Origin of the sequence: Nocardia rosealba, from assembly GCF_020216065.1 — a bacterium.
Classification (GTDB): Bacteria; Actinomycetota; Actinomycetes; order Mycobacteriales; family Mycobacteriaceae; genus Nocardia; species Nocardia rosealba.
On sequence record NZ_JAIWNA010000002.1, the window covers coordinates 784,724 to 809,425 of the forward strand.

General features: G+C 66.5%; 32 protein-coding genes. 14 read left to right on the forward strand and 18 right to left on the reverse strand.

The features are described from left to right. The first annotated feature begins 4 nt into the window (after positions 1-4). A complete protein-coding gene (locus LDL21_RS10560; protein ID WP_225279839.1) occupies positions 5-538 on the forward strand; it encodes a DUF4334 domain-containing protein in 534 nt (177 codons plus the stop codon). Between the two features lie 9 nt (positions 539-547). Here the strand turns inward: LDL21_RS10560 and LDL21_RS10565 are convergent, their stop codons facing one another. After that, complete coding sequence (locus tag LDL21_RS10565; RefSeq protein ID WP_225280335.1) at positions 548-1,165, reverse strand: LysE family translocator; 618 nt, start codon at positions 1,163-1,165, stop codon at positions 548-550. Positions 1,166-1,272: 107 nt separating this feature from the next. Between LDL21_RS10565 and LDL21_RS10570 the strand changes: the two genes are divergently transcribed. Next, positions 1,273-1,620, forward strand: coding sequence for a DUF6766 family protein (locus tag LDL21_RS10570; protein ID WP_067638546.1), 348 nt, complete (start codon positions 1,273-1,275; stop codon positions 1,618-1,620). A gap of 43 nt (positions 1,621-1,663) precedes the next feature. On the opposite strand, the gene LDL21_RS10575 is transcribed toward LDL21_RS10570, so the two are convergent. Further along, positions 1,664-3,814 carry a catalase gene (locus LDL21_RS10575; protein ID WP_305082680.1) on the reverse strand — a complete coding sequence of 717 codons (2,151 nt, stop codon included), beginning with the start codon at positions 3,812-3,814 and terminating at the stop codon, positions 1,664-1,666. Positions 3,815-3,969: 155 nt separating this feature from the next. Here LDL21_RS10575 and LDL21_RS10580 point away from each other — a divergent pair, with 155 nt between their 5' ends. Next, positions 3,970-4,272 (forward strand): hypothetical protein, encoded by a 303-nt coding sequence (locus LDL21_RS10580; RefSeq protein ID WP_181697186.1) that lies wholly within the window; start codon positions 3,970-3,972, stop codon positions 4,270-4,272. Between the two features lie 69 nt (positions 4,273-4,341). Beyond that, entirely contained in the window at positions 4,342-5,181 is an 840-nt protein-coding gene (locus tag LDL21_RS10585; protein WP_181697187.1) for an SDR family oxidoreductase, read from the forward strand. A gap of 24 nt (positions 5,182-5,205) precedes the next feature. Here LDL21_RS10585 and LDL21_RS10590 read toward each other — a convergent pair whose 3' ends face one another. Both LDL21_RS10590 and LDL21_RS10595 read right to left on the reverse strand, forming a co-directional pair. Beyond that, positions 5,206-5,823, reverse strand: coding sequence for a flavodoxin family protein (locus LDL21_RS10590; protein ID WP_225279840.1), 618 nt, complete (start codon positions 5,821-5,823; stop codon positions 5,206-5,208). A gap of 25 nt (positions 5,824-5,848) precedes the next feature. Continuing rightward, the gene (locus LDL21_RS10595) at positions 5,849-7,312 is read right to left on the reverse strand and encodes an aminotransferase class I/II-fold pyridoxal phosphate-dependent enzyme (RefSeq protein WP_225279841.1); all 1,464 of its coding nucleotides are present in this window, start codon (positions 7,310-7,312) and stop codon (positions 5,849-5,851) included. A 436-nt stretch (positions 7,313-7,748) separates the two neighbouring features. On the opposite strand from LDL21_RS10595, the gene LDL21_RS10600 reads away from it, so the two are divergent. The 5 genes from LDL21_RS10600 to LDL21_RS10620 all read left to right on the forward strand — a co-directional run bounded on the left by LDL21_RS10600 (position 7,749) and on the right by LDL21_RS10620 (position 10,931). Further along, complete coding sequence (locus LDL21_RS10600; protein ID WP_181697191.1) at positions 7,749-8,447, forward strand: PAS and ANTAR domain-containing protein; 699 nt, start codon at positions 7,749-7,751, stop codon at positions 8,445-8,447. Positions 8,448-8,501: 54 nt separating this feature from the next. Then, the gene (locus LDL21_RS10605) at positions 8,502-8,939 is read left to right on the forward strand and encodes an anti-sigma factor (RefSeq protein WP_181697192.1); all 438 of its coding nucleotides are present in this window, start codon (positions 8,502-8,504) and stop codon (positions 8,937-8,939) included. Positions 8,940-9,031: 92 nt separating this feature from the next. After that, positions 9,032-9,868 carry an RNA polymerase sigma factor SigF gene (locus tag LDL21_RS10610; RefSeq protein ID WP_225279842.1) on the forward strand — a complete coding sequence of 279 codons (837 nt, stop codon included), beginning with the start codon at positions 9,032-9,034 and terminating at the stop codon, positions 9,866-9,868. A 134-nt stretch (positions 9,869-10,002) separates the two neighbouring features. Next, complete coding sequence (locus LDL21_RS10615; protein ID WP_225279843.1) at positions 10,003-10,419, forward strand: STAS domain-containing protein; 417 nt, start codon at positions 10,003-10,005, stop codon at positions 10,417-10,419. A 74-nt stretch (positions 10,420-10,493) separates the two neighbouring features. Continuing rightward, positions 10,494-10,931: an ATP-binding protein gene (locus LDL21_RS10620; protein ID WP_181697195.1), complete on the forward strand. Its 438-nt coding sequence runs from the start codon at positions 10,494-10,496 to the stop codon at positions 10,929-10,931. On the opposite strand, the gene LDL21_RS10625 is transcribed toward LDL21_RS10620, so the two are convergent. The 5 genes from LDL21_RS10625 to LDL21_RS10645 form a co-directional block, all read right to left on the reverse strand. Further along, on the reverse strand, positions 10,897-11,904 hold the full coding sequence (locus LDL21_RS10625) for an iron-containing redox enzyme family protein (RefSeq protein WP_181697196.1): 1,008 nt from the start codon (positions 11,902-11,904) through the stop codon (positions 10,897-10,899). The genes LDL21_RS10620 and LDL21_RS10625 overlap by 35 nt on opposite strands. Continuing rightward, complete coding sequence (locus tag LDL21_RS10630) at positions 11,904-12,089, reverse strand: CDGSH iron-sulfur domain-containing protein (RefSeq protein WP_225279844.1); 186 nt, start codon at positions 12,087-12,089, stop codon at positions 11,904-11,906. The genes LDL21_RS10625 and LDL21_RS10630 overlap by 1 nt, the downstream gene beginning before the upstream one ends. Positions 12,090-12,099: 10 nt before the next feature. Then, positions 12,100-12,774, reverse strand: a complete 675-nt coding sequence (locus tag LDL21_RS10635; RefSeq protein ID WP_225279845.1) for a HemK2/MTQ2 family protein methyltransferase — start codon at positions 12,772-12,774, stop codon at positions 12,100-12,102. Next, positions 12,771-13,031: a hypothetical protein gene (locus LDL21_RS10640; protein ID WP_372462162.1), complete on the reverse strand. Its 261-nt coding sequence runs from the start codon at positions 13,029-13,031 to the stop codon at positions 12,771-12,773. The genes LDL21_RS10635 and LDL21_RS10640 overlap by 4 nt, the downstream gene beginning before the upstream one ends. Positions 13,032-13,265: 234 nt before the next feature. Next, positions 13,266-13,844, reverse strand: a complete 579-nt coding sequence (locus tag LDL21_RS10645; protein ID WP_225279847.1) for a dihydrofolate reductase family protein — start codon at positions 13,842-13,844, stop codon at positions 13,266-13,268. A 141-nt stretch (positions 13,845-13,985) separates the two neighbouring features. Here LDL21_RS10645 and LDL21_RS10650 point away from each other — a divergent pair, with 141 nt between their 5' ends. Further along, positions 13,986-14,717 (forward strand): SCO6745 family protein, encoded by a 732-nt coding sequence (locus LDL21_RS10650; protein ID WP_225279848.1) that lies wholly within the window; start codon positions 13,986-13,988, stop codon positions 14,715-14,717. A gap of 82 nt (positions 14,718-14,799) precedes the next feature. On the opposite strand, the gene LDL21_RS10655 is transcribed toward LDL21_RS10650, so the two are convergent. Continuing rightward, a complete protein-coding gene (locus LDL21_RS10655; RefSeq protein WP_225279849.1) occupies positions 14,800-15,384 on the reverse strand; it encodes a TetR/AcrR family transcriptional regulator in 585 nt (194 codons plus the stop codon). A 108-nt stretch (positions 15,385-15,492) separates the two neighbouring features. On the opposite strand from LDL21_RS10655, the gene LDL21_RS10660 reads away from it, so the two are divergent. Continuing rightward, positions 15,493-16,512 (forward strand): aldo/keto reductase, encoded by a 1,020-nt coding sequence (locus tag LDL21_RS10660; RefSeq protein ID WP_225279850.1) that lies wholly within the window; start codon positions 15,493-15,495, stop codon positions 16,510-16,512. 83 nt (positions 16,513-16,595) lie between these two features. After that, complete coding sequence (locus tag LDL21_RS10665) at positions 16,596-17,210, forward strand: transglutaminase-like domain-containing protein (protein WP_225279851.1); 615 nt, start codon at positions 16,596-16,598, stop codon at positions 17,208-17,210. 72 nt (positions 17,211-17,282) lie between these two features. On the opposite strand, the gene LDL21_RS10670 is transcribed toward LDL21_RS10665, so the two are convergent. Next, positions 17,283-17,630 carry a GNAT family N-acetyltransferase gene (locus LDL21_RS10670; protein WP_225280336.1) on the reverse strand — a complete coding sequence of 116 codons (348 nt, stop codon included), beginning with the start codon at positions 17,628-17,630 and terminating at the stop codon, positions 17,283-17,285. Between the two features lie 194 nt (positions 17,631-17,824). Then, complete coding sequence (locus tag LDL21_RS10675) at positions 17,825-18,490, reverse strand: hypothetical protein (RefSeq protein ID WP_225279852.1); 666 nt, start codon at positions 18,488-18,490, stop codon at positions 17,825-17,827. 174 nt (positions 18,491-18,664) lie between these two features. Between LDL21_RS10675 and LDL21_RS10680 the strand changes: the two genes are divergently transcribed. Beyond that, entirely contained in the window at positions 18,665-19,228 is a 564-nt protein-coding gene (locus LDL21_RS10680) for a hemerythrin domain-containing protein (protein ID WP_225279853.1), read from the forward strand. 13 nt (positions 19,229-19,241) lie between these two features. Here LDL21_RS10680 and LDL21_RS10685 read toward each other — a convergent pair whose 3' ends face one another. The 3 genes from LDL21_RS10685 to LDL21_RS30030 form a co-directional block, all read right to left on the reverse strand. Then, positions 19,242-20,111, reverse strand: a complete 870-nt coding sequence (locus tag LDL21_RS10685) for an alpha/beta fold hydrolase (RefSeq protein WP_225279854.1) — start codon at positions 20,109-20,111, stop codon at positions 19,242-19,244. Between the two features lie 45 nt (positions 20,112-20,156). Next, positions 20,157-20,906 carry a ferritin-like domain-containing protein gene (locus LDL21_RS10690; protein ID WP_225279855.1) on the reverse strand — a complete coding sequence of 250 codons (750 nt, stop codon included), beginning with the start codon at positions 20,904-20,906 and terminating at the stop codon, positions 20,157-20,159. 118 nt (positions 20,907-21,024) lie between these two features. Continuing rightward, positions 21,025-22,323: an HNH endonuclease gene (locus tag LDL21_RS30030; RefSeq protein ID WP_225279856.1), complete on the reverse strand. Its 1,299-nt coding sequence runs from the start codon at positions 22,321-22,323 to the stop codon at positions 21,025-21,027. Positions 22,324-22,526: 203 nt separating this feature from the next. On the opposite strand from LDL21_RS30030, the gene LDL21_RS10700 reads away from it, so the two are divergent. Further along, positions 22,527-22,670 (forward strand): hypothetical protein, encoded by a 144-nt coding sequence (locus LDL21_RS10700; protein WP_181697213.1) that lies wholly within the window; start codon positions 22,527-22,529, stop codon positions 22,668-22,670. A gap of 88 nt (positions 22,671-22,758) precedes the next feature. On the opposite strand, the gene LDL21_RS10705 is transcribed toward LDL21_RS10700, so the two are convergent. From LDL21_RS10705 to LDL21_RS10715, 3 genes are read right to left on the reverse strand one after another with little or no spacing between them, the layout of a single operon-like run. Next, the gene (locus LDL21_RS10705; RefSeq protein WP_225279857.1) at positions 22,759-23,427 is read right to left on the reverse strand and encodes a pyridoxamine 5'-phosphate oxidase family protein; all 669 of its coding nucleotides are present in this window, start codon (positions 23,425-23,427) and stop codon (positions 22,759-22,761) included. A gap of 14 nt (positions 23,428-23,441) precedes the next feature. After that, entirely contained in the window at positions 23,442-23,798 is a 357-nt protein-coding gene (locus tag LDL21_RS10710; protein ID WP_225279858.1) for a DoxX family protein, read from the reverse strand. Beyond that, positions 23,795-24,397 (reverse strand): TetR/AcrR family transcriptional regulator, encoded by a 603-nt coding sequence (locus tag LDL21_RS10715; protein ID WP_225279859.1) that lies wholly within the window; start codon positions 24,395-24,397, stop codon positions 23,795-23,797. Before LDL21_RS10715 ends, LDL21_RS10710 begins: the two co-directional genes overlap by 4 nt. Positions 24,398-24,702 lie beyond the last annotated feature (305 nt).

Consider the following 24,702-nt stretch of genomic DNA (forward strand, 5'->3'; position numbering starts at 1 on the left):
CCGCATGTCCGCCGCCGACCGTCTGGCAGCACTCGAACCCGCCTGCCGCCGCGACGACGCGCTCGCCCTGTTCGACAGCCTCCCACCCGTCGCGCCCACCGACCTCACCGGCCGTTGGCACGGCCGCGAACTGGCCACCGGCCACCGGCTCGACGGCCTGCTCGCGGCCTCCGGTTGGTACGGCAAACAATTCGACGGCCCCGACAACGTTCACCCGCTGCTGTTCGCGACCCCCAAGGGCGACATCTTCCCGGTCGACCCGAAACGCATCCCCCTGGGACTGGTCGACAAGATCCCCACCGCACTCGTCGAGCAGACCCGCAAACGCCTCGACCTGTTCGCGCCCACGCTGCGCACCGCCCGGCATCGCGCCCGCCTGCGGGAGATCAACCACCGGGGCACCGTCACCACCGCGATGATCTACGACCATCTGCCCATCATCGACACCTTCCGACGTGTCGACCCCACCACGGTCCTTGGCATCATGGACTACCGGCGCCTCCCCGACCCCTACTTCTTCATCCTCACCCGCGACTGACCGCGCAGGTCAGCGCGCGAACGCGACACCGGCCCCGACACCGACGACCATCGCCCCACCGACACCGCCCACAGCCTCGAGCCGTCGCGGTGACCGCGCGAACCACCCCCGCGCGGTCGCCGCGGCGACGGCCCACACACCGTCGCAGGTCATCTGGATGAGCAGGAAGATCGCGCCGAGAATCAGCATCTGCACCGGCAGCGGTCCCGCCTCGGGGGCGGTGAACTGCGGCAGGACCGCGCCGAAGAACACCGCCGTCTTCGGGTTGGTGGCACCGACGATGAACCCCTGCCGCATCGACCGGCCACCGCCGGCGGCGCTCGCGGTGAGCACCAGCTTCTTGCGGTCACGAATCGCCGTGACACCCAGGTAGATCAGATAGAGCGCGCCGATCACCTTGACCGCCGTGAACAGGATCGTCGAGGTCATCAGCACAGCGCCGAGCCCGAGCGCCACGACGGCCAGGGGGATGACGGAACCGGCGACCGAGCCGAGAACCGACAGCAGCGCCTGTCTGCGCCCCAGCGTCAGCGCGCGCCCGATCGCGAACAGCACATTCGGGCCGGGGATCACGATGATGAGCAACGCCGCACCGGCGAAGGCGATCACATGGGGGATCGGCACCATCATCCGAACCTAACAGCGCGCAGTCCCTGACGGCGCGGATCGGGAACGACATCCGGGGGCGGACGGCCTGGTTGTGTCGCTACCGGTTTGCCGGGTATCTGCCGTTTATGGCACATTTTCGTCGCTGGGGAGCTGTCTACCTGCTGATGTTGCTGTTCATCGGCTCGTGGGGCGCGCAGTTCGTGTTCCAGCTCATCGAGTATCGCAACACTCAGCAACAGCAGGGGCAACCATTCCAGTGGTCGGGGTATTGGCCGGAGTTCCTGGCCAGCACCTTCGAGAACTGGCAGAGCGAATGGTTCCAGCTGGTCTTCCAGGCCGTGCTACTGCTCGGGGCCAAACATTGGATATTCCGGGTCGACGCCGAGAACGCCGAACGCATCGAATCCAAGATCGACGATCTGCGCGCCTATCTCGTCCCACCCGAGCGGCAGACCGAGGTGCCCGGAGACTGACACCAGCGCGCCCGGCCCGCACCGCGGACCGGGCACGACAGGTTCATCCGCGCGGTTCGATCCGATCCCAGGCGCGGTGCTCACCCAGATCGGTGACCACCTGCGTCACGGTCTGCGGCGCCTCGGCCACCGCGACACCCGGCGCATCGGCATCGACACCGTTGCGCTGCAGCAGACTCGCCGCCGCACCGACCGCCGCGATCGCCTTCCCGTGCCGCCACATCTCGTTGACCAGCACATCCACCCGCGGATCGATCGGCGCGCCCAACGCGATCAACCCGTCGAACTCGATCGAGCGCATCGTGGCGAACGTGCGGTCGACCTTGCGGCCCTCCACCTCGCCGCCGTGTGCGGCGACCAGCAACGGCCGCACCTTGGCCTGTTCCAGATCGGCGCACACCTGCTGCACCGCCCCACCGGCACTGGTCTCGTCCACCAGCACCGCCACGGTCCGTCCGTCGACCGGGAACGCACCGCGCTTCTGCGACAACGCCGGACTCGGCGCCAGATCGACGGTGTTCGCCGTCGGCGCGGGCACATCGACACCCAGCTGATTCGCCACATACCCGGCCAGCTGTTCGTCGACATTGACCAGCATCTGCACCGCGCGCTCGCGCACCGTCACCGACGTGCACTTGCCCAGCTCGAACGAGAAGGCATCGGCCAGGCGGTGCTGCTCACCGGGGGTGAGGCTGCGATAGAACATGCGCGGCTGGGAGAAATGATCGGCGAACGACACCTGCGCCTTGTCGGTGTTCGCCGAGGTGCGCAGCTTCGCCTGCGGCGGCGGAATCGGAGTCGGCGATTCGACATACGCCTCACCGGCGAAACTGGCCGCGTACGGGCACCCGCCGTCGAGCGAATTCGGTTTGTAAGGTGCCAGACCGGTGTGCACCGCGGTCTGGTGCATGCCGTCGCGGAACATGTCGTTGACAGCGGTGTGGGGGGTATTGATCGGCAACTGCGCGAAATTCGGTCCGCCGAGCCGGCTGAGCTGGGTGTCGAGGTAGGAGAACAACCGGCCCTGCAACAGCGGGTCGTCGGTGACCTCGATACCGGGCACCAGATGACTCGGGCAGAACGCCACCTGTTCGGTCTCGGCGAAGAAATTCACTGGATTCGCCGTCAGCCGCAAGGTGCCGATCACCTGCACCGGCACCAATTCCTCCGGCACGAGCTTGGTCGGATCGAGCAGATCGATGTCCTCGAACACCTGCTCGGGGGTGTCGGGAAAGACCTGGACACCCAGATCCCACTCCGGGAAATAGCCCGCCTCGATGGCGTCCGCCAGATCGCGGCGATGGAAATCGGGGTCGAACCCGGCGGTGAGCTGCGTTTCCTCCCACAACATCGAATGCACACCCAGGCGCGGCTTCCAATGGAACTTCACCAGGCTCGTGGCACCGTCGGCGGCGACCAACCGGAAGGTGTGGACACCGAATCCCTCCATCATCCGCAGCGACCGCGGCAACCCACGGTCGGACATATTCCAGAAGGTGTGCGCGGTGGCCTCGGTGTGCAGGGAGACGAAATCCCAGAACGTGTCGTGCGCGGATTGTGCCTGCGGGATCTCCCGGTCCGGATGCGGTTTGGCCGCGTGCACCACATCGGGAAACTTGATCGCCTCCTGGATGAAGAACACCGGAATGTTGTTGCCGACGAGGTCGTATACGCCTTCCTCGGTGTAGAACTTCGTCGCGAAACCGCGTGTATCGCGCACGGTGTCGGCCGAACCACGCGAACCGAGCACCGTGGAGAATCGCACGAACACCGGCGTGCGAACGTCGGCGGCGAGGAATTTGGCCCGGGTCAGCGAGGCGGCGGCACCGTTGGACACGAAGACACCGTGCGCGCCGACACCGCGCGCGTGCACGGCCCGCTCCGGAATGCGTTCGTGGTCGAAATGGGTGATCTTCTCGCGCAGGTGGAAATCCTGCAGCAGCACCGGACCACGAGGCCCGGCTTTGAGCTGATGATCGGTATCGGCTTGGCGCAGCCCTTGCGGAGTGGTGAGCGCGTCACCCTGCTGGGCCCGGATATTCGCCTCACCCGCAATGGGTGCGCCGGTGGGACTGCGCAGCTCCGGCCCCTGTTGGTCCGGTTTCGGACCGGGCGGCTCGCACTGCCCGCCGTCTTCGTCCGGCGGCACCGGCGGGCGCGTGAACTCCGGGGGAATGTGCTGCTGCTCTGTCATCTATGCGCAACCCTTCTGTCCTGGATCGACGTGCTCGCATCGGGAAAACACCTACTGGCGGATACCGCCTCGAGGAGTCGGCAAACCACACGATTGGGCTGTCGGATCAGGGGTACGCGCAGACCAGCGGATCCCATCGAAAGGACGGCCCGGCCATGAACGATGCCGCTCTCCCTCATCATCACAAATTTCCCGACACCGAACGCACTACCCGCTCGCATGTCGGCGAATCCATCGAAGACGCTTGGAACTGGCCCGGGTTGATCCTGATCGGCGTCGGCGTCGTGTTGCTGGCGCTCACCCTCACCGCAGCCGGATACGGCTTCGAAGGTTGGGCCGTGATAGCCGGAATTCTGTGCGTGGTGTGTCTGCTCGGCGGCGTGGGTATCGTGCTCGCCGAACACCGCCGGATCAAAGCCCACGAAGGGTTGCGATTACGCGACCCGTGCGGGCACTGACCTGTTTGCCGATGCCGATGGGAGGTAGTCCGATCGGAGACCCCGTTCCCGGCGAGGAGGACTTCGATCATGGGATTTCCCGAACAGCAGCAGCAGGTTCCCGGCATCCAATCGAAAATGGACCCCGTGCCCGATTGTGGGGAGAACAGTTACCAGGGATCGGGCAAATTGACGGGCAAAGCCGCTGTCGTCACCGGTGCCGACAGCGGAATCGGACGTGCGGTCGCCATCGCGTACGCCCGTGAAGGCGCCGATGTCCTCATCTCCTATCTCGACGAACACGACGACGCGAAAGAAGTAGCCGACCTGGTGACCAAGGCCGGCCGCCGTGCCGTGCTGATGGCCGGTGACCTGTCGGACGCCGCGCACTGCCGTGCGGTGATCGACAAGGCCGTCGAGGAATTCGGTCGAGTCGATGTGCTGGTGAGCAATGCCGCCTTCCAGATGTCGCACGACGACATCACCGAGATCAGCGACGAGGAATTCGCCTACACGTTCGCCCTCAATGTCGGTGCCTACTTCCACCTGGTGAAGGCGGCGCTGCCCCATATGGGTCCCGGTTCGTCGATCATCGGCAGCTCGTCGGTGAACTCCGACATGCCCTCCCCGACGCTGGCACCGTATGCCGCCACCAAGGCCGCCATCGCGAATTTCTCGGCCAGCCTGGCGCAGATGCTGGGGGAGAAGGGAATCCGGGTCAACAGCGTGGCTCCGGGCCCGATCTGGACACCGCTGATCCCGTCGACCTTCCCCACGGAGAAGGTGAGCAAGTTCGGTGACGACACCCCACTCGGCCGGGCCGGTCAACCCGCGGAGCTGGCCCCCGCCTATGTGCTGCTCGCCGCCGACGACGGCAGCTACATCTCCGGCGCCCGCCTCGCTGTCACCGGCGGACGCCCGATCCTCTGACCCCTCGCCCGGCCTACCGGTGGCTCACTGGTAGGCCGGGTACTGGTTCGCCCGCAGCAACCGGGCCAGATGCGCGGCATTACGCGCCATCGCCGCCGTGGTCGTGCGCACCGCCTCCGGGGTGTCGGGCAGATCCTTGAAATCGGTGCCGCCCATCGCTTCCCCGTTCCAGTAGGTGCAGCCCTGAGCCGGAATGGTGAATCCGATGTCGTCGAGAGCCTGGAAGGTGTCGGCCACGATCTTGTGCGCACCGTCCTCGTTCCCGACGACGGCCGCGATCCCGACCTTGCCCAGCATGACGGGCCTGCCCGCGTCGTCGGTGTCGGACAGCTCGGCATCCAGACGTTCCAGCGCGCGCTGGGCCACCGAGGACAGATGACCCAACCAGGTGGGCGTCGCGATCAGGACGATATCGGCGTCGATGATGCGGTGCCGGATCTGCGGCCACTCGTCGCCCTCGCCCTCGTCGGCACTCACCCCCGGTCGCACCTCGAAATCGGCGATACGCACCGTCGACCCGGCCACATCGTTGGCGGCCAGCTCGGCCAGCACCTGATCGGCCATGAGCTGACTGCTGGATTCGGCGGGCGACGGCTTCAACGTGCAGACCAGCGCCACTGCGCGCAACTGTTCGGCGGCCACGACAACACTTCCTCTCGCTCGACGATCAGGACTGGCGGACAACCCGGATGTTGTGCAACTGCGGATCGCTGGCATCGGACACATTCATCCCCGCCTCGACACCGGAACGCAGGTACTCCACGACCGTGTCACCGATCCGCTCACCCGGCACGATCGCGGGAATGCCCGGCGGGTACGGCGTGAGCTGTTCGGCCGCGATCCGGCCCGGCGCCTTGTCGATGGGCACCATCTCGGTGGGGGCGAAGAAGGCATCACGCGGCAGCATCACCGTGTCGAGCTGCAGATCCTGCGGGGACGGCAGCGTGATGTGGTGCGGTGCGGGGTCCAGACCGGCCCGGCGCCACAGCGCGAGCGCGTCGATGAGTGCCTCCGCGGAGGTGTCGTCGTCGGCCATCGACATCGTCGCCAGAATCCGGCGGTGATCGCTGAGGCCCACATCGAGGTGGTGATGCTCGCGCAACCAGTCCGCCGCCTCGTACCCGGTGGCGCCGGTCTCGGAGACATCGACGAGCACCTGCAGCAGATCCAGATCGTGCGAGGCCTCCACGCCGAGCAGCTCGTCGTGCATCACCGTCAGGCCGCTGATCCGGTCGATCTCGGCGCGGGTGCGTTTGGCCAGGTCGAGTGCCTGCCCCAGCAGGTCGTGCCCGAATTCGACCATCTGTCTTCGCCATCCGTCGAGCGCGGCGTAGATCAGGACGTTCGGGCTGGTGGTCATCAGCAGATCCGCGCAGCGGCGCAAACGGCCCGGATCCACGAGATCGCCCTGCAGGTGGAACACCGAACCCTGTTCGAAACCCATGCCCATCTTGTGCACGCTCACCACGCACACATCGGCGCCCACATCCATCGCCCACGTGGGCAATTCGGGATGGAACGGCAGGTGCGCACCCCAAGCCTCGTCGACGATGACCGGTTTGCCGCGCGCATGGCACACCTCGGTGATGCCACGCAGATCCGCACAGGTTCCATACGGACTCGGGCACACGATCACCGCGCCCGCCGCGTCCGGATGCTCCTGCCACGCCTGTTCCACCTGCTCCGGTGACGGCGGATGGGAGAAGTGGCGTTCGGCGTCCCAGCGCGGGCTGATCCAATGCGGCTGGACGCCGGAGAAGATCAGGCCGGCGACGATCGACTTGTGGCTGTCGCGCGCCACCAGCAGGCCGCCGTCGTTGCCGCCGGCCACCGCCATCATCGCGGCCTTGACCGACAGCGAGCTGCCGCAGGTGGAGAAGAACGCCGTCTCGGCGCCGACGGCGTCGGCCATCAGGTCCTCGGCCTCGGTGAGGTAGCCGTTGCGTGCGAGCCGGTCGTCGAGTCCGCCGTTGGCCAGCAGATCGGCGGCGAAGGCATCGGCACCGAGCGCCGCGAGAACCCGGTCGTCCACCCCGCGACCCTGTCGGTGCCCGGGCGGGGTGAACCCGTACCGGTGTTTGTTGCGGTAGTCGGCGACCGCGGCGACGAGCGGGGCTGTGCTGTGGTCCATGCCGGGGTAATAGCCGATCGGTTGCGGCCGAAACGACGCTGTGTAGGTGCCCCGGCACGGGGTACCTGCCCGACGACCGGCGTTTCCGACCCCGTGAGGAGGCTGCGATGACCACCCCGATGTGGACCAGCCCACCCATTCCCGAACCGCGAGACCCGATTCCGCCCACCCCCGATCCGGCACCACCGCCGGATCCCGGTCGGCCGCCACCGCCACCGGAGCCGGGCCACCCGCTGCCCGGTGACCCACCACCCGGGCCGGGCCCCGGACAGCCACCGCCCCCGGATGTTCCCGACCCGTTTCCTCCGATTCCGACACCGGGGGAGCCACTGCCCGAACCGGGCGCGGCGGCGCCGTGTTGAGCGCCGCGCCGGGTGAGCGGACGCGATCGGGCACTGTGTGCGTACCCGGGTCCCGGTCGCGAGATACTTCAGGGATGAAGCACAGTGAGGGTCTATCGACGGGCGGTGCGCAGTCACTGCGGCGCGTGCTCGGCGAGGGCAGGGCGCAGGACGCGGGCGGATTCAAGTTCTGGTTCGCCGATCAGCGCTGGGAGTGGTCCGACGAGGTCGCCCGCATCCACGGATACGAACCGGGCACCGTCCACCCCACGACCGCACTGTTGTTGTCGCACAAGCACCCCGACGACCGCGCCCACGTCGCCACCATGATCGAGAAGTCGGTCACCGAGGGCGAACCGTTCTGCAGTACCCACCGCATCCTCGACACCGCAGGCGTCGTGCACGACGTGATCGTCGTGGCCGATCAGATGGTCGACGACGCGGGCAGCGTCATCGGCACCACCGGCTACTACATCGATGTCACCGACACCCTCGAGCGGCGCCGCAAGGAAACCCTCGACGACGAACTGCCGAGTCTCTACGCGGCCCGAGCGGTGATCGAACAGGCCAAGGGCGCGGTGATGCTCGTCTACGGGATCAGCGCCGAGCAGGCATTCGACGTACTCACCTGGCGCTCACAGGAGACCAACACCAAGCTCCGTGCGCTGGCCGGGCGCCTGGTCGCCGAACTCGGTTCGCTCACCGATGTGTCCGGCGTTCTGCGCACCCGCTTCGATCATCTGCTGCTCACCGTCCACGAACGGGCCGAACAGCGCGAGAAGGGCACGGACTAGACGACGTCACGGTCGGGTAACCTGCGACCACGACAGGCAACACAGGGAGGCGGCATGCGAGCGGAGGATCGCGAGACCGCGCCCCGGTCGACAACGGTCGGGTTTCAGGTACCGGCGGAGCTCGAGCAGCTCACCATGGTCCACGCGCTGGCCGAAACAGTCCTGCTGGTAGGCGGTTTCGCGCTCGACGAGGTCACTGATCTGCTGCTGGCGCTCGACGAGGTGGTGACCGCCCTCGTCCTCGCCGCCGCACCGGAGGCCCTGATCGATTGCGCGTTCACCGGTGGCGGCGGGGCACTCGGAGCGCGGGTCTCGACCGTGGCGCGCAGCGACGAAGCGATCGATGAGGATGCCTTCGGCTGGCATGTCGTGGCCACCCTCACCGACGCGCTGCGCACCGAATACGGCCCGTTCGACGCGGCCCGTAACGGCTATCCGACCACCGTCGAATTCGGCTGGATCCGCCGCTCGCACGGGCCGGTCGGGGGGTGATGCGGACACCGGGATCGAAAGCGTAGGCTTATTTCGCATACAGATCGGGTAATCCAGAAGCATCCGACCCCACGGAATCGGAGGCACATGTGATGACGACTGCTCAAGCGACAACAGCCAACGACTCGACCGTCCGACGCTCCCACTCAAAAGGTGACAGCTACGACAACATCGAACCGTGGTTCGAGAAGCTGCAGGCACTTTCCCCGAACGACCCCCAGCGTGAACCCCTCCGCGAAGAGGTGATCAGGCTGTGCCTTCCCCTGGCCGACCATATCGCCCGCAAATTCGCCGGGCGCGGTGAACTCTTCGACGACCTCGAGCAGACCGCCCGCGTAGGGCTGGTGCTCGCGGTCGACCGCTATGACGTCAGCCGCGGCTCCTCGTTCCTTTCCTTCGCGATCCCCACCATCATGGGCGAGGTTCGCAGGCATTTCCGCGACCACACCTGGGCGGTGCGCGTCCCGCGCAGGCTCAAGGAGATCCAGCTGCGGATCGGTCCGGCCACCGAGGAACTGTCGCAGCGACTCGGCCGCGTGCCCAACGCCCGCGAACTCGCCGACGAACTCGAGGTCGAACTGGTCGAGGTCACCCGCGCGCTGGTCGCGGGCAACGGCTACCAGACCAACTCCATCGACGGGGTCACCCAGGACGACCGCGACAACTCCTCGCAGCCGATCACCGAGACCCTCGGCGCCGAGGAACACTGCTACGAGCTCACCGAGGACGCGATGGCGGTGCGCCCGCTGATCGCGGCTCTGCCCGAGGAAGAACGCGACGTGCTCATCATGCGGTTCTTCGAGTGCAAGACCCAGAACCAGATCGCCGAGTACCTCGGCGTCTCCCAGATGCAGGTCTCTCGCATCCTGTCGCGCACCTTGAGCTCGCTGCGCGAACAGGCGCTCACGGAGCAGACACCTGTGCCGTGACAGCAGCGGCCGAGCGTGCCAGAATTGCCTTAGGTTGAGACTTCCAGCCGACCCCGGTCTTTGTGCTATCCACACCCGGAACGTCGGTTGCGCGGTGGCATGAAACCGGAATCCCCTGTCGTCCAGGAGGTTCTATGTCTGTCGTCACGGATCCGCGACGCTCGAGCAGGTTGCGTTGGTACCGCGGCTCCGCGGCGCACGACGAAGCCCTGCTTCGCGTCGATCCCGGCAGACATGGCTGCTGGGTACTGCGGGCGGGAAGCGAACTGGACGCGGCCCGGCAGCCGCAATTCTGCGCACTCCTCGACCGTGCGGTGCGATCGGGAGCCCGAGTGGTGGTGCTCGACCTGCGCGGCACCGATTTCCTCAGTATCCGGCTGGCCGCGCTGCTCGGACCGGCCAAAGCCAACGCCTGGAAACACGGGGTCGAGCTGCGACTGCTCGTCGGCGGGCTGGAGGTGGAACGCGCGCTCGAACTGGCGGGCGTGCGGCCGTTGTTCCGCCACTACAGCTGCGTCGACGATGCCTCCGACCACCCCGTCGATGTTTGACCGGCCGACCGGCGGGTAGGCGCAGTGGGATCGACCCACCCGGTACCACCCGACATCGGTGAGGAGGCTACGTCGTGGCTTCGAGCGAGCGGACCGTCGCGGATTCGGCCCACGCGACCTCGACCCACCTGCGGATCGACGCCGACCTCGGACAACTGGTCATGGTGCGGGCCGTCGCCGAGACGGCCGCCCACCTGGCCGGGTTCACGCCCGACGAAATCGCCGATATCCGGGTCGCGGTCGACGAAGCGGCGACCAGCCTGATCCTCGCCGCCGTGCCCGACACCCGCCTGCACTGCGATGTCAACGCCGACGGTTTCCGCCTGCGGATCGCCGTGCAGGCACTGTGCGGGGAGCCCGACCCGGTCGACGAGAACGCCTTCGGCTGGAACGTGCTACACAGCATCACCGATCACCTGAGCACCGGCTCGGACCGCGATCGCGGTGAGCTCGACGGGTTCCCGGTCACCATCACCTTCACCCGGGTACGGCGGGTGCCCGCAATTCACTGAGCAGTGAACTGCGCCCGGCTCGCCAGCACTCGAGCACCTGATCGGCGAAACGGTCCTCGAGCAGGTCGGTGGCCTGGATCCCGAAAACGATGCTCGCCGCCGAATCGGGTTCGGTGCGCAGCAATTCGGCGATCACATCGCGCCGCATCACCTGCTCGTGCACGGCGTCGGCTTCGACGTGCTCGGTGTAGAAGCCGATACAGGCGGGGTGGGGGAGCAGGGTGCGGGCCAGCTCGGCCAGGCGGGCCGACGCCGGTGAGGAGGTGATCTCGTTGGCCGCGAAATGGCCCACCGACGCGGCACGCAGACCACGGTGCAGACCGAACAGCGACATCATGTTCACCAGCACCAGCATGGGAGCGGGCACCTCGTCGAGATAGTGCAGATAGCCGGGTTCCAGACCGGCGCCCGCGAGCAGATCCGCGTAGAGGCGCGCGTGCACACGGTCGCCGTGGCCGCTACCGTATTCGTCGAATTCGACAGCGACCAGCGCGGCTTTCGCCTGCCCACGCAGGCGTGGGATCACCCAGGCGTAGGGGTCGGCCTCGATGTGATGATAGATCGAGCGGTGCACGAAGTACTCGCGCAACTGCTCGGCAGTGCCCTGCTCGGCGAGGTAGGCCGCGATACCGCCGGGCGCCGACGGCTCGAGCAACCGGTCGAGTTCGGCGTCCACGTCGTCGCCGCCGGGCACATCGGCCCGCATGGCAGCGAGGAACCGCTGTTCGAGACCTCGGCGCAGGCCCAACAGCCCCGGATCCCACTCCCAGTCCTCGTCCACACCGGCGAAACCTTGGTAGTGCAGTTCGTAGCAGGTGTGCAACGCCAGCGCGGCGTCCTCACCGTAGGGATCGGTGCCGGGGTCCGGCGGAACAGCCGAACCCGGTGCGTGCGTGAGGGTTTCGACCAGGGCGGCCGACAATTCGCCGCGGGGCGCAGGCAGGGCGCGCCCGAGGGTGACAGTGCTGGTCATCAGGTGCTGCTTTCGTTGTTACGTCGGCGGCGGCGCCGGTGGCTGGTATCGCACAGCGGGTAGGTGGCCGAGCGCTTGCACAGGCACAGCGCGACCTGGAAACGGTCACAGTGCAGCACTGTTCCCTCACGGGTCACCAGGTCGACCGGACCTTCGATCAGGGCCGGCCCGTCGGTGAGGACCACCCGCCTGCGGTCAGGCGGGCTCCCCGACGGCGGGGCAGTAGTTTCGTTCGACACGGATCACCACCAATTCCTCGTCACGCTGGTCCTTCGCGATCAATCCACGCGCCGCCAACCGCCGCGCCCGCGACCGCAACACCGGTCCGAACGGCACCTTGTCCACGGCCACCACCTGCGCCTCGGCGCCGACCGCCCGCAACTGGTCCAGGCTGCGGTCGGGGTCGCTGATCGCCGAGTGCACGATCAAGCCGACCCCGTTGTCGGTGAGCAGATCGGGCAGCGTCGTGCACAGCCGGTCGAGCACGCTGCGCCCGGTGGGGCCCGCGTCCCAGGCCAGCGCCCGGCCGCGGCCGACCTCGCGCTCGGCGGGCACGTACGGTGGGTTCGCCAGCACCACGTCGAAGCGCGGCAGTCGTGCCGCGGCCGAGAAGTCACCGTGCAGCAACTGCACGGCCACGCCGCGCAAGCGGCAGTTCAGCCAGGTCGAGATCAGCGCCCGTCGCGACAGGTCGACGGCCGTCACACTCGCGGCCCCCGCTTTCGCCGCGGCCAGCGTGACGACGCCGGTGCCCGCGCACAGTTCGAGTACCCGGCCGTTGCGCAGGTGGGGGACCGCGCGCAGCGCCTCGGCAAGCATCCATGTATCGGCCTGGGGTCGGTACACACCCGGCGCCCGGAGAATCATCATTTCTGCGCCTTCACCCGCCGGTGCTCGGCCACGACCAGCGCGGTCCCCGCGAGCAGGCAGGCCACGCAGGCTACGCCGCCGATGATCGCCCAACCGCCGAATCCGTAGCCGGCGGCGGTGAGGGTGATGCCGAGCAGTGCCAATCCGACCCCGATCAAGATCAGGCCGGGCCAGTTCCTCGTGTCCTCGATAGATTCGCCCGCGTGCGGCCTGATGGTGCGTGAGTCATCCGGGAACTCGTGGTCTGGCTGGTTCATCGAGCGCATCCTTTCGCAGGGACAACACAGTCCTGAGGGCCGAATGCCCCGTCGGCAGGGAACCAATCAGCAACCGATGAGGGCCTGCTCACATCGGCCGCCGAACTACGAGATGATGACTTCGATCATGAAGCGCGCGGCCACTTCGCACCGCGATTCGAGCAAACTCGTCACCGGACGCCGGTGCAATCGACGGCGCCGAGCGGCTGCTGGGGGAGCGGTGTCGTGCACCGCTCAGGAGTGCAGGGTCGGCGCGTAGACGAGTTCCTGGGTGTTGCCGTCGAGGGTGCGGCTCTCGAGCAGTTCGAGGTCGAAGTCGGCGGCGTTCTGGAAGATGGGTCGCTGCCCGGTCTTGCCGGTGATGACCGGGAACACCGTCACCTGAACCCGGTCGACCAAGCCCGCTGCCATCAGCGTCCGGTTCAGCGAGAGGCTGCCGTGCGAGCGCAGCGGGATGTCGGATTCGGCTTTGAGCCGGGCGACGACATCGACGGCATCGCCCGCGGCGACGTTCGCGTCGTGCCAGTCGAGAGGTTCGCGCAGCGTGCTCGACACCACGGTCAGCGGCATGTTCATCATCCGGACGACCCACGGGTCGAAGATCTCCGGGTTCTCCGAGGCGCCGGCCACCAGTTCGGTGAACTCGCGATAGGTGTTGGCGCCGAAGATCATCCGCTGCTCGTCGCGGTAGAGGTCGAGGCGGTGATCGAGCAGTTCGGGGCCCTGTTTGCCCCAGTATCCGCCCCAGTCGCCGCTGGTGGAGGCGAAGCCGTCCAGGGTGGAGAACACGTCGTAGGTGTAGGTGGCGCTCATGGTGGGCTCCTCGGGTCGTGTCGGCTTTATCAATGCAGACGGCAGCCGGACGCCGAACTCATCGCCCGAAATCCCTTCCCTCGCTGACTATTGCAGACTAAAGTCTGCTGCGATAGCAGAAACAGCGGAAGGTGTCAGATCATGTCGGCAGTCAAGCAGCAGGTCCTCGAACTCGGTGGGGCGTTCATGATGTCGCGCGAGGCGCGCCAGTTCGGGACCGATGTCGGGGTGCCCGGGTTCCACGGCCCCTACACGCGCGGCCGCGGCGGGGTGCTCGGGGAGGTCGACGCCGATGTCGTGATCGGCGCGTTCGGCTTCTTCGAACCCGAATGTATCCGTGCCGCATGGAAATCCGTTCCCCTGCCCGCTGCCGAAGCGGCCGCCGGCTATCTCGCCGCCTGTCACGAATTCGGCCGCCGCAGACTCGCCGGCTTCGACCGATCCGAACGTCTCGCCGAACTGCTCGGCAAGGTCGCCGATGCGGCCGAGCCCACCGCCGTTCCCCTGTTCGCGGGCTGGCGGGCCATGCCACTGCCCGACGACGGTCGCGCGGCGGTCCTGCAGCTCACCCACGTCCTGCGTGAACTGCGGGGCGGCCTGCACCTGGTCGCCGTCCTCGCCCAGGGCCTCACCCCGCTGCAGGCCGTCCTGATCGCCGGTTCCCCGATCGCCGACGGCCCCACTCATGCGCAGCGGCTCGGCTGGACCGAACCCTTCGAGCCGATCACCGACGACATGCGGCAGCGCTGGGCGGCGGCCGAGAAGCTCACCGACGAACTGGTTTCTCCGTTCTTCGCGGTCCTCACCGAGGCCGAGAGTGCCGAGCTGGCCACCCTGATGGGTGAGGCGCACCGAGTCGCGTTGTCGCGCTAGTTGCTCGAAGCCCGTATGGGGCGCCGAATCCGGCGGCCCACACGGGCTTTGTCATGTCTCGGGGCTGCCCGGGGCAACGGGTTCAGTTGCGCTGGCGTAATCCGGCGACAATGAACTCGACGACGCGCCGCGCGTCATAGCGCCGGTCGCTTTCCGCGCCGATGCACACATTGCCGATGCCGCGCAGCAACAGGTAGGGGTCGATGTCGGTGCGGATCTCACCGGCCGCCGCGGCGGCATCGAGCAACTCGCCGCACGCGGGGAGGAGCCGGTCGAGGAAATTGGCGTGCAGGGCCTGGAAGGTCGGGTCGTCGGACTGCAATGCCGCGGCGAGACCGTGCTTGGTGACGAGGAAGTCGGTGAACAGGTCGATCCACCTGGTCAACGCGTCATAGGGCTCGGTGCTCGCCAGGAGCTGCGGTGCGGCCTGTGCGCAGGCCTCGACCTGATGTCGATAGACCGCGACGATGAGGTCGGCTCGGGTCGGGAAGTGCCGATAGATCGTGCCGACCCCGACACCGGCCGCGGCGGCGATCTCGCGCACCGGGGCGTCGACTCCGGAGGCGACGAAGGTCGCGGCGGCCGCGTCGAGCAGGGTTCGTTCGTTTCGCTCGGCATCGGCGCGCTTGCGCGGAGTCTTCGCCGTTCCGGTGTCCTTGCCTGCCACTTGGCGTTCCCTCCATCGGATCGCTTGAAAAACGGAACACTGTTCCGTATGTTGATTATCGGAACAATGTTCCGCTTCGTGCAGGATACCTCCGGGAGAGGAAAACCCATGCAGTACCGCACCTTGGGCCGCACCGGCGTGCAGGTCAGCACCCTGGCGCTCGGCGCAATGAACTTCGGCCGGATCGGCAACACCGGCCAGGACGAGGCCACCGCGATCATCGGTGCCGCGATCGAGGCCGGAATCAACCTGATCGACACCGCCGACGCCTACAGCGACGGCCGATCCGAGGAAATGGTCGGTAAGGCCATCGCCGGTCGCCGCGACGACCTGGTCATCGCGACCAAGGCCTACCTGCCGATGGGCGGGGACCCCAACCGGCGGGGAAGCTCACGCCGCTGGCTGGTGACCGCGCTGGAAGACAGCCTGCGCCGCCTCGACGTCGATCACGTGGACCTCTATCAGATTCACCGGTGGGATCCGAACACCAGTGACGAGGAGACGCTCTCGGCACTCACCGACCTGCAGCGGGCCGGGAAGATCCGCTATTTCGGCTCCTCGACCTTCCCCGCCTACCGCATCGTGCAGGCGCAATGGTCTGCCCGCGAGCATCACCTCAGCCGCTACGTCACCGAACAACCCTGCTATTCGATCCTGCAACGCGGTATCGAATCCCATGTGCTTCCGGTGACCGAGGAATACGGCCTCGGTGTGCTCGCCTGGAGCCCGCTGGCCTCGGGTTGGTTGTCGGGCGCCATCCGCGCCGGCCGCGAGATAACCACCAACCGTTCCGGATTCATGCCCCATCGTTTCGATCTCGATGTGCCCGCCAACCGGGCCAAACTCGAGGCTGTCGAGCAGCTGGCGAAGGTCGCCGACCGGGCCGGGTTGACCATGATTCAACTGGCGCTCGGATTCGTCACCGCCCACCGGGCGGTGACCAGCGCGATCATCGGCCCGCGAACCATGGAGCATCTGCATTCGCAGCTCGCTGCCGCCGATACCGTCCTGCCGGCCGAGGTCCTCGACGAGATCGACGAAATCGTGTCTCCGGGAGTCGATCTCGCGGCCGAGGAGAAGTACGACACGCCACCGTCGATCCTCGACGCCACCCTGCGGCGTCGCTGACCACCCCGCTCGACCTCGACCGCCATCCCCGCCGCCGCGAAATGGGGGTGCCGACAGACAACGGCGGGCAGTAGATTTCCGCTGTGACACAACAAACCTGGGTTCCTGAGGCGCAGAACCCGCAGGCCTACCTCGACGGTGACTCCATCATCCAACTCGACGACGACGCGGTGACTGCCATCGTGCGCGACCTGCGGCGAAACGCCCCCGAAGACGTCGACTTCGCCCGCGCGGCCTTCGACTGGGTCCGCGACGAAGTCGACCACTCCTACGACGTCCAGGACCCCCGGGTGACCCTGACCGCCGGGGAGGTCGCCCGCGAGCGAGTCGGCCTCTGCTACGCGAAGTCCCACCTCCTCACCGCCATCCTGCGCAGCGCGGGCATCCCCACCGGGCTGTGCTACCAAAAGCTCGCGGACGACGACGGCCACGTTCTCCACGGCCTGGTCGCCGTCTACCTCGAGGGTGGTTGGCACCGTCAGGACCCCCGGGGCAACAAGGAGGGCATCACCGCCGAGTTCTCCCTCACCGAGGAACGACTGGCCTGGCCCGTCGATCCGACGCTCGGCGAGATCGACTACCCGCAGGTGTTCGTCAGTCCTGTGCCATCCGTGGTGAAAACCCTGGGCGAGGCGAAGCAGGAGTCGATCCTCGACGTCACCCTGCCGACCTCCTTGGAGGATCAGTCCATTCGCTGACCCCGGTGGCGGCCTGCACTGCGCGTATCGATGCATCCAGTGCAAAGAGGCCGCCACCGTCCCGGTTCGCTCTCAGACAAGCACAATGCCGGTGTTCGTCAGCCCTGGCGGATCTATTCGGATTCGCTTCTCGAACCAGTGGTCCGCCAGCGGATCGTCGCCATAAGCCGCAATTTCGGCGTATCCGCGCGCGGCATACAGCCTGCGGGCCTCGACCAGATCTTCACGCGTATTGAGCCGAATCCTGTGCGCGCCGAGACGGCGAGCAGTGTCCTCGGCAACGTCGAGCAGCACCACGGCACCGCCCTCTCCGCGCGCATCCGGGCGCACGAACATCCGCGTGAGCTCCATCGTGCGGGTATCGAGGCGCCGCAAGCCGACACAACCGGCGGGCTCACCACGTCGGCGTGCGAGAAGCAGTCGCCGCCCGTACTCGGGCGACCTGGGCTGCGAGCTCGTCGGACTCGGTGTCGTCGGCGAAGGCGGCTACTGCCCGGAGATAGGCGGATTCGACCGCACCGTGGTCGCTGTCCGTGTCCTAGGCGCCGAGATAGCGGCCGTGCTCGTCTCTATCGTCGGGGTCGTATTTGCTGACCCGGTAGGTGTAGAGCACGTCACCGCCCAGCCTGAATCGGCGCGGAACCGCCGATGGCCCGACTGTCGGCGACTGCCCTGCCGACCAGCACCAACTCGGTTCCGGTCAGTGCCGCGATCATGATCGCCTCGCCGACGTTCCCCAGCGGGGGACATGCCGCGGCCGCGCCGGAAGCCACGACCAGCAAGACGATGCCGATCAGGGGGAAACGCAACCGCTCGTCGCGCCACAACGACACCGTCGCGGCGAACAGCACGGCGGAGACCACGAGCGCGGGGATCGGTATCGCCGGTTGTTCCGAGCCGTAGCGCAGGGTGTCGGCGAATGTCCGTGGCACGAGCCGCACATGAGCCAACTCACCGAAAACACCCCACACCACCAGTACTCCGGTGAGGACAAACGCGGCACGTCGCCACCAGCCCCCGGCACCCACCCGGACGACGGCCCACAACACCAGCAGCGGTGTGAGCAGCGCGTGACCGATGAACCGGCCGACACTCAGCCCGTGCAGCACCGCTCCTTCACCGACCAGCACACCGATCCCGAAAACGGCCGAATCATAAGCGATTCCGACACCGACCACGCCGAGTACGAGCACGCGCATTCGTCGCGCAGCCCGCATCCACAGCAGTCCGACGCACAGCAATTCGATACCCGCGACCACGAGCAAGGAAAAGGACACCACAGCACAGCTCTCCAGAAATCGCGCACGTCCGCGCCGGACGGTCGCTGCCACGCTATCCGACACCGAACGCAGACAACCTGGCTATTGTTGGCGACAGCGGCGGTCCTTGACCGCCTCCGCGTTCGATTGCCCAGTGACCTGCGATGACTGCCTGATTCGAGCCAGGAGGAATGCGTGGATATCACCGAATTGATCCTCGACGACCATCGTGAGCAACGACGGTTGTTCGCGATTCTCGAGCAGATCGACCCCAAGGAGGTCGATGTTCTCGCGGCGATCTGGGAACGGCTCGCGGCCTTTCTCGAACTACATGCCCAAGCCGAGGAGGAGATCTTCTACCCGGAACTGCTGCGGGTCGGAATTTCCGCACGCCGTACCCGCCGGGTGGAGGACGAGACGCTCGACGCGATCGGTGACCACAACGACATCCGCGATGCGGTGGGGGAGGTGGCACGTCACAAGGTCGGATCACCCGAGTGGTTCGCCGCTGTCGCTGCGGCGAACACCGCGAACGGCGACCACATGGCCGAGGAGGAACGCGAGGGACTCACCGATTTCCGCCGCCTCGCCGGCCTCGGCGAACGTCACCGGCTCGCCGTCGAATTCGCCGCGTACGAGGCGCGCCACTATGCGGGCGTGCGCCCCGTCGACAAGGACCCCGAAGGTTATGTGGAGGCGGTGGAGGAACAGTCGGCGACCTGGTCGAAGGGGTCGTTGGGTATCGGCCCGCTGCGGTGAGTCACGTCGCCGCTCAGCCGAGCGGGTCGATGACTTCCCGGAGAATTCGGGCGAAAGCCTCCGGCTGGCCCGGATAACCGGACTCGGGGCCGGTGAAACCGCCGTGATGACTGGGGAAGACAACCGGCTGCACACCGAGCTGGTCGGCCAGCGCCGACGAGGTGCGTTCGGTGACCGTGCCCGACGATTCCTCGCCGTAGCCGATGACGATGCGGGTCGGTGCCGCGGTGAGCGCGGCGATATCGGCGCGGTAGGCGAGGGTCGGCCGGGAACGCTCCGACAACAGCGGGTGGTCGCGGGCACCGTCGTCCTCGACCGGCAGGCCGAACATCGCGGGATCGGCGTCCGGCGCGGCGAAATAGTCGTCGGTGAATTCGCCCTCCCAGGAGGTCATCGCGATGAAGGTCGCCATGCCCGCACCGAACCCTTTCGCCCCGTAGGCAGCGCGATACCCGTCGGCCGCACGCCCGGCAGCCGCGGCATCGGGCAGCACGGTCAGCAGCGGCGGTTCGTGCGCAATCAAAGTGGTCACGTCCTCGGGATGCGCGGTCACCAGCGCCAACGCGACGATCGCGCCGCCACTGCTGGCGAAGAGCTCGACCGGCCCGGCACCGAGCGCCTCGATCACGGCGTGCACGTCCTCGGCATGCACGGTCGGCACATTGTCGACCTCACCGTCGGACCGCACACTGCGCCCCAGCCCGCGCGGGTCGTAGGTGACGACCGTGCGATCGGGGAAGTGCGCGGCGAGCGCGGTGAAACCGTCGGCGGCCATCGGGAGACCGGTCATCAGCAGCGGCGGCCGCCCATCAGCGGTGGGCAGTGGACCCTGGACGTCGTAGGTGAGTGTTGCGTCGGGGAGTTCGAGCTTGTGTGTCGTCATGTCGGTATTGACGACACGGGAGCCGCGTACTCATCGGTGACGGGTTCACGGCCGAGTCTCCGCAGGCCATGCGTAGTGCTCGGGATCCATGCGATGCCAGGCGCGGTTCATTTTGGCGTAGGCCGCCTTGCGGTAGTAGTTCCAGGTGAATCCACCGGCCCGCAGCGCGCGGTGATGACCGGCCCACACCAGCGCCATGACGACGGCGAACAGGATGCGGTGGCCGATCATGGTGAGGTGGAACCGGGTGCGTGAGCGCTCGACCAGCAAAATAGCCAGGCGTTCGCATTGCAGTTGGACGTGGGGCACCTCGTCGGCCAGGATCTGGGCGCACACCGCGCGGATAACCGGTGACGTGGTAGCCCGCCGGATCGCGCTGTAGTAGATCATCGCGAGGGTTTCGACCATGACGACCGGTGTCGTCCACACCTCGATATTCGTGATGCTGTACCGCAGGCGACGAAACAGGCTGTCGCCCCAGTCGGCCTGTCGGCGAGGGATTCCCGCGTCGTCGAGGATGCGCCCGAGCAGAGCGCCGTGGCGTTGCTCTTCACGGATGAACAGCGCGATGACCTCACGGTAGGCAGGGTCGTCGGTCTCGGTGGCGAATCGATCGGCCGCCGCGGCCAGATGCCGGCCGTCGGAAGTCTCGCCGAGCTGCCAGCCCTGTAATGAGCGGCGAATCGGCGCGAGCTCGGCAGCATCGGCACCGATACCGTTCTCCTGCCACGGAATCGTCCGCTGCCTGGCGGCATTGCTGTGGAAGTGGTCCAACCACTCCCGGCTCGATCGCACCCGGCGCGTGCCTACCCGCGAACGTGCCTCCGACGAACTGATCCGTTCCCCCACGGCTTCCCCCTCTGTTCACCTCCACTCCTACCCCAAGGGCAGCGAGGATGCCACCGATCTCGAACTAGCCCGCGCCGTCACGGATAAAGGCCGCAAACGCCACGGCGAGCAGATCGGGGGAAGGCCGACTTTCGCGATTGTCCGGTAGAAGCAACGAGCGTCCGTTCAAACCGCGAAGTTCTCCCAGCGCCCCGTCGTCGCCTTCTGCCATCAGCCGATCGGCGACGCGGATCGTGTAGTCCGGAGTGATTCCGAAGAGTTTCGCAGCGAAAGCGCGGTGGTGGTTGCTGCAGAGAAGCAGTCCGTTCTCGAGGCTCGATGTGGTGCGGTTCCTACCGGATCCGTCGTCAACGGACTGTGCGTCACCGACGATGTGGACGGCATCGAGCAGTTGTGCGACACCGAGACCGCATACGGCACAACGGATGCCGTACGCGTGGAGCAACCGCGCGCGGAACTCGGCCGAGTGAACGCGATTTCGGGTGTACTCGGCACGGTCGGGGAGCCGCGCACCGATCTGATCCGGCAGGTCGTTGTCGATGGCGAGCATGAATCGACGACGTTCTATGTCGTCGGCGACGACATAGACGGGAAAGATCGGCACGTAGGCCCCGTGGCCGATCATCCGGAACAGGATCAACGGAAGTTTCAGTTCCAGTGCCTTGCGCAGCTTCTGGTTGTCGCCGTGGATCGTTCCGGACCGATAGGCGTAACCGAACCCCGAGTCGCCATACTCCTCGTCGCTGGAGTCTCGGCCCCCGCGGGACATCACCGACAGGGTGGCGAGCATTCCGCGTGGATTGCGGATTCCACGATTGCGGTCGACGAGGGGGAGCGAAGTGCCGTCGATGGTGAAATTTATCAAGTCGGCCCGATTCAGAGCGCCCCGCTGGTCAACAGTTTCTCTTAGACGGCGGAAGATTTTCTGCCGCAGAGCCGCTTCGACACTGACCGCATCAGCGGAGTCAGTTCGGTCGATCACCGAATTCCCATCGCGCGCCCGCTCGTCGGTGGGACGTGTGGGCGGGGTCGGGTGGGTGGGTTGGTGATCGACAGTGCTGGCCAGTTCGTTCTGCAACTGCGCCCACCGCGTACGCCACCGCTGGACCACCGCCATGAGCAGAGCTGGATTGCAGTGCGGGTTCTCGTATCGCGATAGTGCGCGTACGAAAACTCTGACGGTGTCCCATCGCGGCCGGCTCTTGCCGCTCAGAAGGTTACTGATGCTGCCTTGGGAGATGGCGGTTCCGTCTTCGGCTGTGAGCTTGGCGATCCGCGCATAGGCCGGACTGCCCGCCTCGATCCACCGTTCCTTCACCTCTCTGCTGAACTGCTGGAGAGCTGGATGGGGTGTTCGGGCCACTGCCGCTCCTCGCTTCGCGCTGCCCCCGGATGGAGGCTGATGCACAGGCTAACCGGTTCTGCAGTGGTGTTCAATCTCGTTCAATTTGGTGGTCATATCGAAGAGCTGGTGGCATTGTGTCGATCATGAGTTCGAACCGGCCGGGAAGGTCCCCAGCATCCTCGATCCGGCAGCGCCGCAACCGATTCGGAAACGGAGCGCATATGTTGGACCTTGGTGCGCTGATGTCGATCATGATCGGCTTCTCGGTGATCTACCTGGTCGCCGGGGCCACGGCATTGGTGCCGGTGGCCTCGGCAACAATGGCGCTCTATTCCCTGTGGAAGGGGCGAAACGCCAAGCTGTAGCGGCGAACGCTCACAGGCGTTACACGCCCGCTGCGGTGACACCGGCGCGCGGACGAAGGTGGCGGTGCGGCTTCTGTTCTGGACCCTGTTATTGCTCGCGCAGGCGTGCGATCTCGTCCTCGAGTTCCTGGTTTCGCCGACGTAGCTGCTCGATCTCCTCGGTCAGTGGTGCGCGGGCGAGGCGAAGTGATTCGGCCATGCGTTCACTGCTGTATTTCACCGGGATGTTCTTGATGCAGTTGCGGTCGAGGGCTTCGACGCGGATCCGGAACGCCCGGTCACAGCGTGTGCGGATGACACCCTCGTCGGTGGTGAGCATCTGTTCGATGAACCCGGGATCGTCGGCACGCTCGATGATCTCGGCACGACCGAACACCTTCACCCGGGTGCGGGTCGGGTAGTCGATGAAGAACAGCGCCACCCGGTCGTCGTGATCGAGATTGCCGAGGGTGACGAACTGCTGATTACCGGAGTAGTCGCCCAAGGCGATCGTCCACGAATCGAGAACCTTCACGAAACCGGGCGGGCCACCCCGGTGCTGCAGGTAAGGCCAGCCCGACGGCGTGACGGTCGCGATGAACAGCGAGTCGGTGGACCGGATCAGCGCAGCCGTCGGCCCGTCCAATTCCTCGGGCTCGCCCGTGTTGTCACCGACGGCCATCTGGTCGCGGTACCAATTGATACTGCCGGTAGCGCTTTGGCGTTGCGCGCTGGCCTCGGAGAATGCGATGGCGCCGTAACGGGTGGGGTTGTTCATTCCTCGATTTCACCTCACACCACGTATGTGATCGCCGCCGCCACCGACAGGGCCAGCATGCCGAGGCAGTTGATCCAGAACTCCGATCCGAGGAACCTGGCCCGGTAGTGGGCGATTGCGGCGCACACGAAATAGCCGACCACGGCGACCGCGGTGGCGAACCCGGCACCGGGATACTTCAATCCGACAAGGAGCCCGGCTGTGGCCGCGAGCTTGATGGTGATCAGCGTCCACCACCAGTCGCGGGGAAAGCGGACGCCGTCGAGGCATCGCTGGATGAACATCGGTGGACGCACGGACATGAGCGCGTCCGAGAACAGGGAAAGCGCGAGTAGTGCTGGTAGCCACCATGGTTGGGGAGCGTGGATCATCGGTTTCCTTGCGGGTGTGTGATGACGAATTCGATGGTCTGTCGTAGTTGCTCGGCCGCCTCTTGCATCGCGATGGCACCGCTGGCAGCGGTCATCAGCAAGCCGAGGTAGGCGAGGTAGATGGTCCGGGCGCCCTGACCGACCTGGCTGCTGGGCAGCGCCGACCGAGCGAGCACGGTTTCGAGTTCACCCAGCAGAGCCAGCGCGAGGTCCCGGAAGATCACCGACTCGTGGGTTCCACGGACGAGGATCGCCAGATACTCGCGTGAGAGCTCGGAATCGAGCGCGAAGTATCCGACGAAGGGCTCGAAGAGCCTCAGCACGTCCTCGGTGGTCGCGGTCGTCGGTGACGGGGCGGGTTCGGTGTGCCTGCTGGTGTGCACCGAGGTGATCCAGTTCTCGAAGATCGAGACGAGCAGCGCGTCCTTTTCGCCGGCCGCCATAACGGTCCCGGTACTGACGTTCGCCTCGGCGGCGATCTGTCGGATGGTGGTTGCCTTGAAGCCCTGGGCGCGGAACAGCCGTTCGGCTGCCGCCAAGACCTTCTGACGCGTCGCTGCTTGTTGCGCCGACCGCGACTGAACATGTTCACTGAACATGTTCAGGACCTTACACCGTGGTGGCCCGCAGGCGCAACCACAATCTCGTCGGCCGATCCGCGAGGCTGCCGGCAGTCGGCGGAAACTCGCCACCGGTGTGCCACTTCAAATGCCGAGCCGCCAAAATCGCCGCACATGGCCGCGATTGGTACCTCCGTACAACCGCGCACAGTTTTCGGCCGCTTTCGTCGCAGTTACGTATCGTCAACTGCTACCAAACGTAAACGGAATAAAGTCGAGCTCGCGAGGGGCGGACCGGATTCCTGACCGCCGATAATGTTCACTTATCGGTGGTCAGAACGGCG

Coding starts and splice junctions, on each gene's coding strand:
- LDL21_RS10560 (WP_225279839.1), top strand. CDS start 5: ATGTCCGCCGCCGACCGTCTGGCAGCACTCGAACCCGCCTGCCGCCGC.
- LDL21_RS10565 (WP_225280335.1), bottom strand. CDS start 1,165: ATGGTGCCGATCCCCCATGTGATCGCCTTCGCCGGTGCGGCGTTGCTC.
- LDL21_RS10570 (WP_067638546.1), top strand. CDS start 1,273: ATGGCACATTTTCGTCGCTGGGGAGCTGTCTACCTGCTGATGTTGCTG.
- LDL21_RS10575 (WP_305082680.1), bottom strand. CDS start 3,814: ATGACAGAGCAGCAGCACATTCCCCCGGAGTTCACGCGCCCGCCGGTG.
- LDL21_RS10580 (WP_181697186.1), top strand. CDS start 3,970: ATGAACGATGCCGCTCTCCCTCATCATCACAAATTTCCCGACACCGAA.
- LDL21_RS10585 (WP_181697187.1), top strand. CDS start 4,342: ATGGGATTTCCCGAACAGCAGCAGCAGGTTCCCGGCATCCAATCGAAA.
- LDL21_RS10595 (WP_225279841.1), bottom strand. CDS start 7,312: ATGGACCACAGCACAGCCCCGCTCGTCGCCGCGGTCGCCGACTACCGC.
- LDL21_RS10600 (WP_181697191.1), top strand. CDS start 7,749: ATGAAGCACAGTGAGGGTCTATCGACGGGCGGTGCGCAGTCACTGCGG.
- LDL21_RS10605 (WP_181697192.1), top strand. CDS start 8,502: ATGCGAGCGGAGGATCGCGAGACCGCGCCCCGGTCGACAACGGTCGGG.
- LDL21_RS10610 (WP_225279842.1), top strand. CDS start 9,032: ATGACGACTGCTCAAGCGACAACAGCCAACGACTCGACCGTCCGACGC.
- LDL21_RS10615 (WP_225279843.1), top strand. CDS start 10,003: ATGTCTGTCGTCACGGATCCGCGACGCTCGAGCAGGTTGCGTTGGTAC.
- LDL21_RS10625 (WP_181697196.1), bottom strand. CDS start 11,904: ATGACCAGCACTGTCACCCTCGGGCGCGCCCTGCCTGCGCCCCGCGGC.
- LDL21_RS10635 (WP_225279845.1), bottom strand. CDS start 12,774: ATGATGATTCTCCGGGCGCCGGGTGTGTACCGACCCCAGGCCGATACA.
- LDL21_RS10640 (WP_372462162.1), bottom strand. CDS start 13,031: ATGAACCAGCCAGACCACGAGTTCCCGGATGACTCACGCACCATCAGG.
- LDL21_RS10645 (WP_225279847.1), bottom strand. CDS start 13,844: ATGAGCGCCACCTACACCTACGACGTGTTCTCCACCCTGGACGGCTTC.
- LDL21_RS10650 (WP_225279848.1), top strand. CDS start 13,986: ATGTCGGCAGTCAAGCAGCAGGTCCTCGAACTCGGTGGGGCGTTCATG.
- LDL21_RS10660 (WP_225279850.1), top strand. CDS start 15,493: ATGCAGTACCGCACCTTGGGCCGCACCGGCGTGCAGGTCAGCACCCTG.
- LDL21_RS10685 (WP_225279854.1), bottom strand. CDS start 20,111: ATGACGACACACAAGCTCGAACTCCCCGACGCAACACTCACCTACGAC.
- LDL21_RS10700 (WP_181697213.1), top strand. CDS start 22,527: ATGTTGGACCTTGGTGCGCTGATGTCGATCATGATCGGCTTCTCGGTG.
- LDL21_RS10705 (WP_225279857.1), bottom strand. CDS start 23,427: ATGAACAACCCCACCCGTTACGGCGCCATCGCATTCTCCGAGGCCAGC.
- LDL21_RS10710 (WP_225279858.1), bottom strand. CDS start 23,798: ATGATCCACGCTCCCCAACCATGGTGGCTACCAGCACTACTCGCGCTT.
- LDL21_RS10715 (WP_225279859.1), bottom strand. CDS start 24,397: ATGTTCAGTGAACATGTTCAGTCGCGGTCGGCGCAACAAGCAGCGACG.